Raw genomic sequence first — 15,203 nt, 5'->3', positions numbered from 1 at the left:
GACGCGACGACCGCGGCGGCACGCGAGCAGGGGGAAGGAGCCCGCGAGGGATGGGGGACCGCCGAGCAGACGGTCGCCGCCACTCCTGGTACGAGGCACGAGCCTAAGGGGTGAAGCTTCGCGGTTGTAATGCAGGGTTGTTGCGCACCTGTGGATGATCATTGCGCTCTGGCGGCGGGGACGGGGAAACATTGCGCCCCGTCGCATGAATCGACACATCGAGGTGTGAAGCGCCCCTTCCCGGTGCAGGGACTCCTCATGCCGGATGACCCGCTCTGCGACCCCCTGTCGTCCCCCCGACCGCCGGGGACGGCGGCGACGGCCTGGCTGGAACCGGAGCCTTTCCTGCGCGGTACGGCATGGCTCGACCGGGGGCGGGCGGTGCGCGCCGACCCCTCCGACCTCGACCGGCTGCCGTGGGACACCGCCGAGCGGGCGGCGCTGCCGATCGGGGTCCGGGTCGAGTTCACGGCGACGCCGGGGACCCGCGGGGTCGAGCTGCGCTATCGGACGTCCGCGCCCGGGGCGCTGCCGCACTGCTTCGCCCTGTGGCAGGGCGGGCGGTGCGTGCGCGAGGTCCTGACGGACCCGGCCGGGGAGGCGACGGTCCGGCTTCCGCTGCCCCCGGAGGGGGGCACCTTCACCGTCCACCCGCCCGAAAGCCGCGGGCCGGCCGTCCTCGGCCTGCGGGCCGTCGGCGGCTCCCTCTCGCCCGCTCCGCGGCGTCCGCGCTGGCTGGTGCACGGCGACTCGATCACCGAGGGCTGGTGGTCGACCCGGCCCGCCCACTCCTGGCCCTCGACGGCGGGGCGGATGCTGGGCCTGGACACGGTCAACCTCGGCTACGCCGGCGGGGCACGCGGCGAGCTGCCCCTCGCCGAGCAGCTGGCGAGCCTGCCGGGCGAGGTGGTGACCCTCGCCTTCGGCACGAACTGCTGGTCGCGGGCGCCCGCTTCGGCGAGCCTGCTCCACGAGACGGTCCGGGCGTACGTCGGGCTCATCCGGCGGGGCCACCCGGACGTCCCGCTGCTGATCCTCTCCCCCGTGCTGCGCCCGGAGGCCGAGACCACCCGGAACGCCCTGGGCGCCACCCTGGGCGACCTGCGGACGGCGATGGAGGACGCGGGCCGAAACCTGGCGGCGGAGGGCGACAGACGGCTCCTGGTGCTCTCCGGCAAGCCGCTGCTCGGCCCGGAGGACCTGGCGGACGGTCTGCACCCGAACGACCGGGGACACGCCCGGATGGCGGCGGCGGTGACGGAGGCGTTGCGGCCGCACGTACCGGCCTGACGGGCCCAGCGCCGCCGGGGGTACGGCGAAGGCCCCCGCGAGTCGCCTCACGGGGGCCTTCGGCGTACAGGGGCCGGGGCCGGGTGGATCAGCTCCAGCTGGCGTGCAGCGGCTTGCCCTCGGCGTAGCCGGCGGCGCTCTGGATGCCGACGACGGCCTTCTCCTCGAACTCGGCCAGCGAGGCGGCGCCCGCGTAGGTGCAGGAGGAGCGGACGCCCGCGATGATCGAGTCGATCAGGTCCTCGACGCCGGGGCGGGCCGGGTCGATGAACATCCGCGAGGTCGAGATGCCCTCCTCGAAGAGCGCCTTGCGGGCCCGGTCGTAGGCCGACTCCTCGCTCGTGCGGTTGCGCACCGCGCGGGCGGAGGCCATGCCGAAGGACTCCTTGTAGTACCGGCCCTCGGCGTCCTGGTGGAGGTCGCCCGGGGACTCGTAGGTGCCGGCGAACCAGGAGCCGATCATCACGTTGGAGGCACCGGCGGCGAGCGCCATGGCGACGTCGCGGGGGTGTCGGACACCGCCGTCGGCCCAGACGTGCTTGCCGTACTTCTTCGCCTCGGCGGCGCACTCCATGACGGCGGAGAACTGCGGCCGGCCGACGCCGGTCATCATGCGGGTGGTGCACATGGCGCCGGGGCCGACACCGACCTTGATGATGTCCGCGCCGGCCTCGATGAGGTCGCGGACGCCCTCGGCGGCGACGATGTTGCCGGCGACGATCGGGACGTGCGGGTCGAGGCCGCGGACCGCCTGGATCGCGGCGATCATCGACTCCTGGTGGCCGTGCGCGGTGTCCACGACGAGGGTGTCCACACCGGCGTCGAGGAGCTGCTTGGCCTTGCCCGCCACGTCGCCGTTGATGCCGACGGCGGCGGCGATGCGCAGCCTGCCCCGGTCGTCGGTGGCGGGGGTGTACAGGGTCGCGCGCAGGGCGCCCTTGCGGGTGAGGATGCCGGCCAGACGCCCGTCCTTGTCGACGGCCGGGGCGTAGCGGCGGTTGGCGTGGTCCAGCTTGTTGAACGCCTCGCGGGGCTCGATGTCGGCGTCGAGGAGCAGCAGGTCCTTGGACATGACCTCGGAGAGCTGGGTGAAGCGGTCCACGCCGGAGAGGTCCGCGTCGGTGACGACACCGACCGGGCGGCCGTCCTCGTCGACGACGACACCGGCGTCGTGCGCCCGCTTGGGGAGCAGCGACAGGGCGTCCGCGACGGTCTGGTGCGGGGCCAGGACGATGGGGGTGTCGAGGACGTGGTGCCGGCTCTTGACCCAGGAGATGACGTCGGTGACGACCTCGATCGGGATGTCCTGGGGGATGACGACGATGCCGCCGCGGCGGGCGACGGTCTCGGCCATGCGGCGGCCGGCGATCGCGGTCATGTTGGCGACGACCAGCGGGATCGTCGTACCGGTGCCGTCGGGCGAGGAGAGGTCGACGGCCTGTCGGGAGCCGACCGCCGAGCGGCTCGGCACCATGAACACATCGTCGTACGTGAGGTCGTACGGCGGCTTGACGTCATTGAGGAAACGCACGTGCTGAACATCCCAGTCGTTCGGAGTGGCCCCTAGGCATTTCAGCCAGGGGAAAAAGCACGTAGTTCATTGTCCCACGCCCGTCCGTATACCAGTCCCGGGCGTTTCATCCGAGGCTTGCGGCACCCTCTTCGTCGGATCCTCCAGGAGGGTCGCCCCCGGAGGAGCCGGTGGGCGGGCGTACGGGGAAACCGCGCCCGGCACCCGGCAGGTACGGGGAGTCCTGTCGGCACCCGGTGAGACGCCAGGGGCGCAGGGCAACGGCGCCCGTCACCTCCGGGGCCGCGGGTCGGGACCGTGGGTGGTGGGGCGCCGGACGCCTCGGCGGGCCGGGTGTGGGGTCAGACGCCGTCCGGGTCCGCGCGCTCCAGGGCGGGGCGGGGGCCCGGGGCCGCCTCGGCGAGGAGGTAGTCCGCGGCGGCGCGGTCGGTGACGAGGCTGGTGACGAGCCCCGAACGCAGCACCGCCCCGATGGCGGCGGCCTTGCGCTGGCCGCCCGCGATGGCGACGACCTCGGGGATGCGGCGCAGCCGGTCCGCCTCGACCGTGATGCAGCGCTCGCCCAGGTCGCGTCCGACGCGGCGGCCCTCGGCGTCGAAGAGGTGCGCGGACATCTCGGCGGCGACGCCGAGGGAGGCGTAGTGGGCCCGCTCCTCGTCGGTGAGCATGTCGTGCACGGTGGAGATGCCCGGCTCCCAGGAGCCGATGGAGACGCAGGCGACGGTGACCTTGTCGAAGTACTCGAAGGCGCGGGCGATGCCGGTCTGGTTGCGCAGCGCGGCCGCCGTGGCGGGGTCGGGCAGCAGCATGGGGGCGTAGATGGGGTGGGCCTCGCCGCCCGAGACCTGGGCGGCTCTGCGTACCGCCTCGACGGAGCCGCGCTCGGCGGTGCCGGCGTCGTACACGCCGGTGAGCTGGACGACCGTGCACGGGGGCAGCCGGTCGAGCGCCGCCGCCATGTGGATCGTGGAGCGGCCCCAGGCCAGGCCCAGAACGTCTCCCTCGGCGACCAGCTCGCCGAGCAGGTCGGCCGCGACCTCGCCGAGGTTCTCCGGGTCGGGCGACTCGTCCTCGCCCTCCGCCGGGGACTCGACGACGACCGCGTGGCGGAGCCCGAAGCGGGCGCGGAGCGCGTCCGAGCGCTCGGCGTCCAGCTCGGCGGGTACGCGGATCTCGATGCGCACGAGGTCGCGTTCGAGGGCGGTCTCCAGGACCCGGGCCACCTTGAAGCGGCTCACGCCGAACTCCTCGGCGATCTGGATCTTGGACTTGCCCTCGAGGTAGAAGCGGCGGGCCATGGCCGCCGCCTGCACCAGCTCCGCGGGTCCCATCCGCAGGGCTGACCGTCCCGCCGAGATACCCGCCACCGCGATCTCCTCACTCCTGCTGTTCACGTACCGCTGCTCGCGTCTGCTCGCGTCACCGCTGGTCACACGTCACTGCTGTTCACACTCTGGCTCGACGTTCATCCTGTCAGATGCGACGGGCCCTGATCAGTCCTGTCGGCCCTCCGACGGGCCGCGTTCATCTCCCGGAGGCTCAGTGGCCACACGCCCACGCCGCCGAGGCGGTCGCGGCCTCGGCCTTCGCGCGGAGGGCGCGGACGGCCTCGGCGGGGTCCTGCGCGCCGTAGACGGCGGACCCGGCGACGAAGACGTCGGCCCCGGCCTCGGCGCAGCGCTCGATCGTGGACTCCGAGACGCCGCCGTCGATCTGCAGCCACAGCTCCAGGCCGTGCTTGGAGATCAGCTCACGGGTACGGCGGATCTTGGGCAGCATGATGTCGAGGAAGGCCTGGCCGCCGAAGCCGGGCTCGACCGTCATGATCAGCAGCATGTCGAGCTCGGGGAGGAGGTCCTCGTAGGGCTCGATGGGCGTGGCGGGCTTCAGCGCCATCGACGCCCGCGCCCCCTTGGCGCGGATCTCCCGCGCCAGCCGTACGGGAGCGGCCGCCGCCTCCACGTGGAAGGTGACGGAGCCGGCCCCGGCCTCGACGTACTGCGGGGCCCAGCGGTCGGGGTCCTCGATCATGAGGTGGCAGTCCAGCGGGATGTCCGTCGCCCGGCTGAGGGACTCGACGATCGGCACGCCCAGGGTCAGGTTGGGCACGAAGTGGTTGTCCATGACGTCGACGTGCAGCCAGTCGGCGCCGTCGACGGCCCTGGCCTCCTCGGCGAGGCGGGCGAAGTCTGCGGACAGGATGCTGGGATTGATCTGCGCCATGTGCCAAGCCTGCCATGTTCTTGGGCACTTCTTTGCCGCGGTGCGGTTTCGGTTCGCACGAGCTGCGGCCGGACCGGGTCGAAGGGCGTCACAGGGCGGGCATACGGGGCTTTTCGCCTGCCCCGCCGGCCGGACCGGCTCCGTCCGGCCGGCGTCGCCCGGCCGGTTTCGCGTCATCGCGGGGGTCGGGCCGGGGTTGCCCCGGCCTCTCCCCCTCCCTGCCGCCGGCGTCAGGCCGTGCGGCGCAGCAGGGCCAGGTACATCGCGTCGGTCCCGTGGAGGTGGGGCCAGAGCTGGACGTCGGGGCCGTCGCCGAGGGCGGGGACGTCCGGCATGAGGGGGCGCGCGTCGATCCACTCGGCCTCGACGGCGGGGCCGCCCCGGCCCTTGAGGACGTCCTCGACGACCACCCGGGTCTCGGCGAGGTGCGGCGAGCAGGTCGCGTACCCGACGATTCCGCCGACGCGGACCGCCGACAGCGCCTCGCGCAGCAGCCCGCGCTGGAGGGTGGCGAAGCCGTCGAGGTCCTCCGGCCGGCGGCGCCAGCGGGCCTCGGGGCGGCGGCGCAGTGCGCCAAGACCCGAGCAGGGCACGTCCATCAGGACCCGGTCGAAGGAGCCGGGGCGCCACGGCGGGCGGGTGCCGTCGGCGGCGATGACCTGGTACGGGCCGGGGTTGCCGGCCAGCGCTCGCTCCACGAGCCGGGCGCGGTGCGGCTGCTTCTCGGAGGCGAGCAGCGCGGCGCCGCGTTCCGCCGCGAGGGCGCCGAGCAGCGCGGCCTTGCCGCCGGGGCCGGCGCATCCGTCGAGCCAGCGCTCGTCGCGGCCCTCCAGGGGCGCGTGGGCGAGCGCGATCGCAACCAGCTGGCTGCCCTCGTCCTGGACGCCCGCCCGCCCCTCGCGGACCGCCTCGATGGCTCCGGGCTCGCCGCCCTCGGCCAGCCGGACGGCGTAGGGCGACCAGCGCCCGGGCAGCACCGATTCCTCGCCGAGGACCTCGTGCAGCTCCTGGGTGGTGGAGCGGCCGGGCCGGGCCACCAGCGTGACCTCGGGCCGTTCGTTGTCGGCCTCCAGCAGGTCCTCGATGCCGGCCCGTCCGCCGCCGAGGGCGTCCCAGAGCGCGGAGACCACCCAGCGGGGGTGGGAGTGGACGACCGACAGGTGGTCCTCGGCGTCCTTCTCGTACGGCGGGGCGACCCGGGCGACCCACGTGTCGAAGTCGTCCTGCGAGATCTTGCGCAGCACGGCGTTCACGAACTTGGCGCGGCCATCGCCGAGGACGACCCGGGCCAGCTCCACGGTCGCCGAGACGGCCGCGTGGGTGGGGATGCGGGTGCCGAGCAACTGGTGCGCGCCGAGGGAGAGGACATCGAGCACGGGCGGGTCGACCTCCCGCAGCGGGCGGTCGATGCAGGCGGCGACGATCGCGTCGTACGTCCCCTGGCGGCGCAGCGTCCCGTACACCAGCTCCGTCGCGAGGGCCGCGTCACGCGCCTCGAACTTCTCCGGCCCTTCCTTCTCGCGGGCCTTCTTCAGCAGCGGGGGCAGCACCAGGTTGGCGTAGGCGTCCCGCTCGTCGACGGCCCTGAGCACCTCGAAGGCGAGGATCCGGACGGGATCCTTCTGGGGGCGACGGTAGGGCTTGGGGGGACGGCGACGTGCCTGCTCGCTCAAAAGGTGCTCCGCTGACGAAGTGAGAGGTTGATCCCTCTCAGCCTACGTCCGCCCGCCACAGAGCCCCGCCCGGCCCGGTCGACCGGGCCGGACCCTGCCGCTCGGAAGCTCCTAGGCGCCGACGCGCTCCCCGGGGGCGATCCGCACGCCCCGCGCCCAGTCGGCGGCCTTCATCGGCTTCTTGCCCTGGGGCTGGACCCAGAGCAGCTCGACGGCGTACGAGCCGGTGCCGACGAAGACGTTGTTCTTGCCGGCCGCGAGCTGGCCGGGCGCCAGGTCCGTGCGGTCCGGTACGGGCAGGGCCTGGATCAGCTTGAGCCGCTCGCCGCGGAAGACGGTCCAGGCGCCGGGGGCCGGGGTGCAGCCGCGCACCACCCGGTCCACGCGGAGCGCCGGGGCGGAGAAGTCGACGTGCGCGTCCTCGACCTGGATCTTGGGGGCGAGCGTGACGCCCTCGGCGGGCTGCGGGACGGCCTTCAGGGTGCCGTCCTCGATGCCGTCCATGGTGGCGGCCAGCAGTCCGGCGCCGGCGAAGGCGAGCCGGGTGAGCAGATCGCCGCTGGTGTCGGTGGGCCGGACGTCCTCGGTGATCACGCCGTAGACGGGGCCGGAGTCGAGCCCTTCCTCGATGAGGAACGTCGACGCGCCCGTCACCTCGTCCCCGGCCATGACGGCGTGCTGCACGGGTGCGGCGCCGCGCCAGGCCGGCAGCAGCGAGAAGTGCAGGTTGACCCAGCCCTGGGCGGGGATGTCGAGGGCGACGCGGGGCAGCAGGGCGCCGTAGGCGACGACCGGGCAGCAGTCGGGGGCGATCTCGCGCAGCCGGGCGAGGAAGGCCTCGTCCCGTGGCTTGGCGGGCTTGAGCACCTCGATCCCGGCCTCCTCCGCGCGCTGGGCGACCGGACTGGCGACCAGGTGCCGGCCGCGGCCCGCGGGGGCGTCCGGGCGGGTGACGACGGCGGCCACCTCGTGCCGCCCGGAGGCGAGCAGGGCGTCCAGGGCGGGTACGGCGACCTCGGGGGTGCCTGCGAAGACCAGCTTCACTCGGGAAAACCTCGCATCTTCAGTGTCGACCCCGCCCACGGGTGCCGGCCGGCGGTCCGGGGGCCGCCCCCCGGGAAAGCGCGGCGTCGGGACTGACTGACTGTCCGTCGGGGCGGTCGGCGGGCAGCGCACCAGTCTAGGGCGCGGGGCCCGAGGGGGCGTACGTGAGCCTGAGCGCCCTGTGCATATGCGTGTACGCCCCCGCAGCGTGACCCAAGCTCGGGTGGCGCGTTGGTCAAGAGAGATTGACCTTAAGCGGGCCGCCCCTTCGTCGTGGCCCGACCCTATTCCACGCCGGTTCGAGAGGCTTTCACATGGCCGACCACGCAACCCACGACGCCCAAGCCCGGGCAAGTCTGCACCTGTTGGTGCGGGACATCGAGCGGGTCCGGCGGCAGGTGGACGCACTGCGCACGCTCACGGCCCAGTTGGGCAATGTCTACCGCCCGCGTCGCTCCGGCCCGTCCACGGGCTTCGTCGTCTACGGCCGGGCCCCCGCCCCGACCGTCCGCCTCGCGCAGGAGCTGCGGGACAGCGTCGAGACGCTGGTGACGGCGGCGGTCGACTTCGACCGCTCGCTCGGGTTCTCGTGGGACGCGGTGGGCTCGGCGCTCGGAGTCACGAAGCAGGCCGTCCACCGCCGGTACGGCGCCCGCCGCGCGCCCCAGCAGGCGGGCGGCGTCGTGGAGCAGGAGCGCGCGCCGGAGCCGGTCGTCCCGCCGCGCCCGCTGCCGGTGGTCCCCTCGGCCCGCCCGATGCCCCCGCAGCCCTCCCCCGCCGCCGTCCCCCAGTCCCTCCGCGAGGACCACCGCCCCCCGGCCTTCCCGACCCCCCGCAACGGCTGACCCCTCCCCCACGGCCGCCCGCCCACCCGTGGGCCGGGCGGCCGCCCCGCGCCCGGAGCGGGCCCGAGGCCTCGGCGGTCCGGGCGGCCCGACGAACGCCGCGCCGCCGTCTCTGCGGTCCCGCGGGCGCAGGCCCCCCGCCCGGAGCGGGCAGGAGGGCTCAGCGGCCCAGCGGCTCGCGCGCCCCGAGGCGCGGCGCCCCGCCACGTCGGCGACCGGACGGTCCAGGCCCCCCGCGGGGCCTCAGCCGATGTCCGGCGGGTCCACGCGGATGCGGACCGGGTCGCCGCCGCCGCGGGCCAGACGAGAGGCCTGGGCCTTTTTCAGGGCGGCCGCGAGGGCCGCGCCGTTGCCCGGGGGAACGCGGATCAGGGCCCGTTCCCACTGCTCTCCCGGTGGGGTGTCGCCGGGGCGGCGGGGCCCTCCCGGACGGGAGACCGGGAGCTCCACCGGCCCCAGGAGCTCCGCGCCGGCGGGGAGTTCGGCGGCGGCCAGGAACGTCGCCACCGCCTCCGGCGGTCCCGAGACCGCCGCCATCCGCGAGACCGGCGGAAAGCCCAGCTCCGCCCGCTCCGCCAGCTCCCGCTGGGCGTGCCCGACGGGGTCCCACCGGACGAGCGCCTGCACCGGCCGGAGCGTCGGCTCCGCGACCACCACGACCGTGCCGCCCTCGCCCTGCCCCCGCACCAGCGAGGCCGCGTCGATCCAGCGGCGCAGGGCCTCCTCGCCCGCGCGCAGGTCCGGGCGGCCCAGCATCGCCCAGCCGTCCAGGAGCAGGGCGGCGGCGTACCCGCCCTCCGCGACGGGCTCGGCCCCGGGGGTCGAGACGACCAGGGCCGGGCGGCCGGGCACCCAGTCCAGGACGTGGTCGCGCCCCGACGTCCGCACCGGCACCGCCGGGAAGGCGCGCCCCAGTTCCTCCGCCGTCCGCCGCGCCCCCACCACCTGGGCGCGCAGTCGCGTCGAGCCGCACTCCACGCAGTGCCAGTCGGCCGCGCCGCGCGCGCACCAGCCGCACCGCAGCTCGCGCTGCTCCGGCGCCTCCAGCGGCCCGGCGCAGTGCCGGCACCGGGCGGGGGTCCGGCACCGCTCGCAGGCAAGCCGGGGGACGTAGCCCCTGCGCGGGACCTGGACGAGCACGGGGCCGGTCTTCAGGCCCTCCCGTACCGCCTGCCAGGCCAGCGAGGGCAGCCGGGCGGCCCGCGCGGCCTCGTCGCGGGCGAGGTCGGTGTCGCCGACGGTCCGCACGAGCGGTGCGGCGGCCCGGACCTGGTCGCGGCCGGCGATCAGCGGCCGGGCCCAGCCGGACTCCACGAGCTGCGCGGCCTCGACCGTGCAGCTCGTACCGCCCAGGAGGAAGCCGCAGCCGTCGTGTGCCGCGCGCAGCAGCAGGACGTCACGCGCGTGCGGCTGCGGGGCGTGCGGCTCGCTGTGGCTCCCGTCGCCGTCGTCCCAGATGACGACCAGGCCCAGGTCCCGCACCGGGGCGAACATGGCGGCCCGGGTGCCGACGACGGCCCGCACCGAGCCCCGCCGCACCGCGAGCCACTGGGCGTACCGCTTCTCGGGGCCGGTCTCGGCCGTCAGCACGGCGTGCCGTCCCTCGCCGAGGACCCGGCCGAACGCCTCGTCGACCCGGCTCGCCGCCCGTCCGTCGGGGACCACGACGAGGGCCCCGCGCCCGGAGGCGAGTGTGGCGGCGACGGCGCGGGCCAGCTCCTCCGCCCAGTGCGGGCCCGGCAGCGCGTTCCAGACCGCGCGCGGCGCCCCGCCCCGCGCCAGGGACTCCAGGAACGCCGGGCCCTGGTCGTACCGCCCCCAGGTACCCGGCTCGGGCGCCGCGGGCGGTGGCAGCGGCTCCGGGGAGGGCTTGCCCTCCGCCCGTGCGCTGCGCGGCGGGACGGCCAGCTGCAGGACGTCGGCCAGGCTTCCCGCGTACCGGTCGGCGACGGACCGCGCCAGCCCGAGCAGCTCGGTGCTCAGGACGGGCTCGGGCGAGACGACGTCGGCCAGCGCGGCCAGCGCCCCCGGATAGTCGGACTCGGCGCGGCGCTCGACCAGGAAGCCGTCGATCAGCCGCCCGCCCTCGCGCCGCCCGTCCCGGACCTGATGCGCTCCGGCCCCGAACCGGACCCGCACCCGGACTCCCGGGCGGGCGACGGCGTCCAGCTCCTCCGGCACGGCGTAGTCGAAGAACTGGTCGAGGTGGAGCACGCCCTTGTTGACCACCACCCGGGCCACCGGCAGCTCGGCGGCCAGTTTGGCGCCGCGCCAGGTCCGCGGCTTGGCCCGCGGGACCTTGGCCTTGCGGACCGTCTCCCGGATGAGCGCGAGCTGCTCGGGCGGCTCACCGGCCGCCCCCTCGGGGTTCTCGTTCGCGCTGCTCACAGCCTCATACCTACCAGACCCCACCGACAGCCCGGGCCGGCGCCCGGCGGCCCCGCCTCCCCCCCCGGGCGGCCCCTGGGAAGGCGGAAGCCCGGCTCCCCCACGAGGGAGCCGGGCTTCCGGAGCCTGCCGTACGGAGCCGACGGCCGTCGCTTACAGGCCGGCGGCCGTGCGCAGCGCGTCGACGCGGTCGGTGCGCTCCCAGGTGAAGTCCGGCAGCTCGCGGCCGAAGTGGCCGTAGGCGGCGGTCTGGGAGTAGATCGGGCGGAGCAGGTCGAGGTCGCGGATGATCGCGGCCGGGCGGAGGTCGAAGACCTCGGAGATGGCCTGCTCGATCTTGTCGGTCTCGATCGTGTTGGTGCCGAAGGTCTCGACGAAGAGACCGACCGGCTCGGCCTTGCCGATGGCGTACGCGACCTGGACCTCGCAGCGCGAGGCGAGGCCGGCGGCCACGACGTTCTTGGCGACCCAGCGCATGGCGTAGGCGGCCGAGCGGTCGACCTTGGACGGGTCCTTGCCGGAGAAGGCGCCACCGCCGTGGCGGGCCATGCCGCCGTACGTGTCGATGATGATCTTCCGGCCGGTCAGACCCGCGTCGCCCATCGGGCCGCCGATCTCGAAGCGGCCGGTCGGGTTCACCAGGAGGCGGTAGCCCTCGGTGTCCAGCTTGATGCCGTCCTCCAGGAGCTGCTTGAGGACGTGCTCCACGACGAACTCGCGGATGTCGGGCGCGAGCAGCGACTCGAGGTCGATGTCCGAGGCGTGCTGCGAGGAGACCACGACGGTGTCGAGACGGACGGCCTTGTCGCCGTCGTACTCGATGGTGACCTGGGTCTTGCCGTCGGGGCGGAGGTACGGGATGGTCCCGTTCTTCCGGACCTCGGTCAGCCGCTTGGAGAGGCGGTGTGCGACGTGGATCGGCAGCGGCATCAGCTCGGGGGTCTCGTCCGAGGCGTACCCGAACATCAGGCCCTGGTCGCCGGCGCCCTGCTTGTCCAGCTCGTCCTCGTCGCCCTCGACGCGCTTCTCGTACGCCGTGTCGACACCCTGCGCGATGTCCGGGGACTGCGACCCGATGGAGACCGAGACGCCGCAGGAGGCGCCGTCGAAGCCCTTCTTCGAGGAGTCGTACCCGATCTCGAGGATCTTGTTCCGCACGAGGGTGGGGATGTCGGCCCACGCCTTGGTGGTCACCTCACCGGCGACGTGGACGAGACCGGTGGTGATCAGCGTCTCGACGGCCACGCGGGAGGTGGGGTCCTCGCGGAGAAGCGCGTCGAGAATGGTGTCGCTGATCTGGTCAGCGATCTTGTCGGGGTGACCCTCGGTCACGGACTCCGAGGTGAACAGACGACGGGACACAACGCTCCCTGGGGTTGCAGCGGCTGCTGGCTCAATGCATGGTGCGGACCGGCAGGGGGCTGCGCCCCTCGACGTTCCGCGGCCAGTCTATCGGTCATGGTCGCGTATGGGACCGGGTGTCTCGCAAGGTGGCGGTCCGAACGTGGGTGAATCGGCCCGGTCGGAGGACGAGGAGGCCCTGTCCGACCGTCCCAAAGGGCCGGTTTCGTCGGATTCTACGCGGAGAGCGGCCGCAGGCGCGGCGTCACGAGGTCCCAGACCGTCTCCGCGAGCGCCTCCTTCGGCCCGTACGGTACGGGCGTCTCGGCGCCGTCCGCGGCGAGGACCACGGCCTCGTTCTCCTCCGACCCGAAGGTCTTGCGCTCGCCCACCTCGTTGACGACCAGCAGGTCGCACCCCTTGCGGCGGAGCTTCTCGCGGCCGTGGGCGAGGACGTCGTCGGTCTCGGCGGCGAAGCCGACGACGACCTGGCCGGGCAGGGCCCGGTCGGCGGAGATCTCGGCGAGGATGTCGGGGTTACGGACCAGCTCGACGACGGGCGCCTCGACGTCGTCGGTCTTCTTGATCTTCCCGGGGGCGTAAACGGCCGGGCGGAAGTCGGCGACGGCGGCGGCCATCACCACGGCGTCGGCGTCGGCGGCCGCCTTGAGGACGGCCTCGCGCAGCTGGACGGCGGTGCCGACGTGCACGACGTCGACGCCGGCCGGGTCGGGGATGCCGGTGTTGGCCTCGACGAGGGTGACCCGCGCGCCCCGGGCGGCGGCGGCCTTGGCGAGGGCGTACCCCTGCTTCCCGGAGGAACGGTTGCCCAGGTAGCGGACCGGGTCGAGGGGCTCGCGGGTGCCGCCCGCGCTGACCACGACGTGGCGGCCGGCGAGGTCGGGGGCTGCGGCGCCGCGCGCCAGGACCCTTCGGCAGACCTCGAAGATCTCGGCGGGCTCGGGCAGTCGCCCCTTGCCGGTGTCGACGCCGGTCAGACGGCCGACGGCGGGCTCGATGACGACGGCGCCGCGGCGGCGCAGGGTGGCGACGTTTTCCTGGGTGGCGGGGTGCTCCCACATCTCGGTGTGCATCGCCGGGGCGAAGACGACGGGACACCGGGCGGTGAGGAGGGTGTTCGTCAGCAGGTCGTCGGCGAGGCCGTGGGCGGCCTTGGCGAGCATGTCGGCGGTGGCGGGGGCGACCACGACGAGGTCGGCGGCCTGCCCGATGCGGACGTGCGGGACCTCGTGGACGGTCTCCCAGACCTCGGTCGAGACGGGGTTGCCGGAGAGCGCGGACCAGGTGGCGGCGCCGACGAAGTGGAGGGCGGCGTCGGTCGGGACGACGCGGACGTCGTGGCCGGACTCGGTCAGCCGCCGGAGCAGCTCGCACGCCTTGTAGGCGGCGATGCCGCCGCTCACCCCCAGGACGACCTTCGGCTGTGCCACCACTGCTGCTCCCCGCACTCGGATGCGTACGACTCCATGAGACACCACAGGCCCGGCGGATGGTCCGCCGGGCCTGGGTTGACGAGCGTCACGCGCTCGTGGACGTGCTTACTGCGCCGGGCCCTCGATGGCCTCGGAGGTCAGCAGACCCGCGTTGATCTCCCGCAGGGCGATCGAGAGCGGCTTCTCGTGGACGTGGGTGTCCACCAGCGGACCGACGTACTCGAGCAGGCCCTCGCCGAGCTGCGAGTAGTACGCGTTGATCTGACGCGCGCGCTTGGCCGCGTAGATCACGAGGCTGTACTTCGAGTCGGTGGCCTCGAGCAGCTCGTCGATCGGCGGGTTGATGATGCCCTCGGGCGCGGTGATGGAAGAGGACACGCTCTAGCCTTCCGAAGAAACTTCTGGGTGAGCTGATCGGGACGATCAGATCCAGGTGATCAGTGATAGATCAGACAACGTTCATCAAGGCTAGCAGCTCACGCGCCACGTCCTCGACGGAGGTGTTGACCAGGGTGGTGTCGAACTCGGTCTCGGCGGCCAGCTCGATCTTCGCCGCCTGGAGCCGGCGCTCGATCACCTCGGGCGACTCGGTGCCGCGGCCGGTGAGGCGGCGGACCAGCTCGTCCCAGCTCGGCGGGGCCAGGAAGACCAGCTGGGAGTCGGTCATCGACTCCTTGACCTGGCGGGCGCCCTGGAGGTCGATCTCCAGGAGGACGGGCTCGCCCGCCTCCAGTCGCTCCAGGACCGCCTGCCGGGGCGTGCCGTAGCGGTTGCCCGCGAACTCGGCCCATTCGAGGAGCTCACCGTTGGCGACCAGCTTGTCGAACTCGTCGTCCGAGACGAAGAAGTACTGGACGCCGTGCTTCTCGCCCGGCCGGGGCTTCCGTGTCGTGGCCGACACCGAGAGCCAGACCTCGGGGTGGACCTTGCGCATATGAGCGACGACCGTGCTCTTGCCGACCCCTGAGGGGCCGGAGAGCACGGTCAGTCGCGGACGAACCTCTGCTGCCATGCAGCGATTATTCCAGTGGTTCACCCCCGCTTGCGCAGGGGAGAGGCTGCATGCCGGATATGTCCCGAAAGATCAGGCTCCGGTGCTGCCGAACTCGCGCTCCAGGGAGGCGATCTGGTTGGAGCCGAGACCGCGCACGCGGCGGCTTTCGGAGATGCCGAGTCGCTCCATGATCTGCTTGGCGCGGACCTTGCCCACGCCCGGCAGGGACTCCAGCAGCGCGGAGACCTTCATCTTGCCGATGACGTCGTTCTCCTGGCCACTCTTGATGACCTCGTGGAGCGAGGCACCGGAGTGCTTGAGTCGATTCTTGACCTCGGCCCGCTCCCGGCGAGCCGCGGCGGCCTTTTCGAGCGCGGCTGCGCGCTGTTCAGGGGTAAGGGGCGGAAGAGCCACGCCTAC

General features: G+C 73.8%; 13 protein-coding genes. 2 read left to right on the top strand and 11 right to left on the bottom strand.

Annotated features, from left to right (window positions below; translation table 11 throughout):
• Positions 1–258 precede the first annotated feature (258 nt).
• Positions 259–1,290, top strand: a complete 1,032-nt coding sequence (locus ACFZBD_RS29040) for a GDSL-type esterase/lipase family protein (RefSeq protein ID WP_391145142.1) — start codon at positions 259–261, stop codon at positions 1,288–1,290.
• Between the two features lie 88 nt (positions 1,291–1,378).
• On the opposite strand, the gene ACFZBD_RS29035 is transcribed toward ACFZBD_RS29040, so the two are convergent.
• From ACFZBD_RS29035 to fmt, 5 genes are all read right to left on the bottom strand, one after another.
• Positions 1,379–2,821: a GuaB1 family IMP dehydrogenase-related protein gene (locus ACFZBD_RS29035; protein WP_391145140.1), complete on the bottom strand. Its 1,443-nt coding sequence runs from the start codon at positions 2,819–2,821 to the stop codon at positions 1,379–1,381.
• Positions 2,822–3,162: 341 nt separating this feature from the next.
• Positions 3,163–4,152, bottom strand: a complete 990-nt coding sequence (locus ACFZBD_RS29030) for a sugar-binding domain-containing protein (RefSeq protein WP_391145353.1) — start codon at positions 4,150–4,152, stop codon at positions 3,163–3,165.
• Positions 4,153–4,360: 208 nt separating this feature from the next.
• Positions 4,361–5,044: a ribulose-phosphate 3-epimerase gene (gene rpe, locus ACFZBD_RS29025; protein ID WP_391145137.1), complete on the bottom strand. Its 684-nt coding sequence runs from the start codon at positions 5,042–5,044 to the stop codon at positions 4,361–4,363.
• Between the two features lie 230 nt (positions 5,045–5,274).
• Positions 5,275–6,717, bottom strand: coding sequence for a transcription antitermination factor NusB (locus ACFZBD_RS29020; RefSeq protein ID WP_391145135.1), 1,443 nt, complete (start codon positions 6,715–6,717; stop codon positions 5,275–5,277).
• A 111-nt stretch (positions 6,718–6,828) separates the two neighbouring features.
• A complete protein-coding gene (fmt, locus tag ACFZBD_RS29015; RefSeq protein ID WP_391145132.1) occupies positions 6,829–7,761 on the bottom strand; it encodes a methionyl-tRNA formyltransferase in 933 nt (310 codons plus the stop codon).
• 314 nt (positions 7,762–8,075) lie between these two features.
• Between fmt and ACFZBD_RS29010 the strand changes: the two genes are divergently transcribed.
• Complete coding sequence (locus tag ACFZBD_RS29010) at positions 8,076–8,606, top strand: hypothetical protein (RefSeq protein WP_391145130.1); 531 nt, start codon at positions 8,076–8,078, stop codon at positions 8,604–8,606.
• 243 nt (positions 8,607–8,849) lie between these two features.
• On the opposite strand, the gene ACFZBD_RS29005 is transcribed toward ACFZBD_RS29010, so the two are convergent.
• The 6 genes from ACFZBD_RS29005 to ACFZBD_RS28980 form a co-directional block, all read right to left on the bottom strand.
• Positions 8,850–10,994, bottom strand: coding sequence for a primosomal protein N' (locus ACFZBD_RS29005; RefSeq protein ID WP_391145127.1), 2,145 nt, complete (start codon positions 10,992–10,994; stop codon positions 8,850–8,852).
• Positions 10,995–11,147: 153 nt separating this feature from the next.
• On the bottom strand, positions 11,148–12,356 hold the full coding sequence (gene metK, locus ACFZBD_RS29000) for a methionine adenosyltransferase (protein ID WP_391145124.1): 1,209 nt from the start codon (positions 12,354–12,356) through the stop codon (positions 11,148–11,150).
• Between the two features lie 215 nt (positions 12,357–12,571).
• Positions 12,572–13,786 (bottom strand): bifunctional phosphopantothenoylcysteine decarboxylase/phosphopantothenate--cysteine ligase CoaBC, encoded by a 1,215-nt coding sequence (gene coaBC / locus ACFZBD_RS28995; protein ID WP_391145122.1) that lies wholly within the window; start codon positions 13,784–13,786, stop codon positions 12,572–12,574.
• A gap of 108 nt (positions 13,787–13,894) precedes the next feature.
• Positions 13,895–14,167, bottom strand: coding sequence for a DNA-directed RNA polymerase subunit omega (gene rpoZ / locus ACFZBD_RS28990; protein ID WP_005319902.1), 273 nt, complete (start codon positions 14,165–14,167; stop codon positions 13,895–13,897).
• 70 nt (positions 14,168–14,237) lie between these two features.
• The gene (gmk, locus tag ACFZBD_RS28985; protein ID WP_391145118.1) at positions 14,238–14,801 is read right to left on the bottom strand and encodes a guanylate kinase; all 564 of its coding nucleotides are present in this window, start codon (positions 14,799–14,801) and stop codon (positions 14,238–14,240) included.
• Positions 14,802–14,873: 72 nt separating this feature from the next.
• Positions 14,874–15,197, bottom strand: coding sequence for an integration host factor (locus ACFZBD_RS28980; protein WP_030693098.1), 324 nt, complete (start codon positions 15,195–15,197; stop codon positions 14,874–14,876).
• Between the last annotated feature and the right edge of the window lie 6 nt (positions 15,198–15,203).

The sequence above is a fragment of the Streptomyces sp. NPDC008121 genome, assembly GCF_042957155.1.
Lineage (GTDB): Bacteria > Actinomycetota > Actinomycetes > Streptomycetales > Streptomycetaceae > Streptomyces.
Note: the sequence above shows the minus strand (reverse complement) of the source record. Positions and strands in the feature narration are given on the sequence as shown.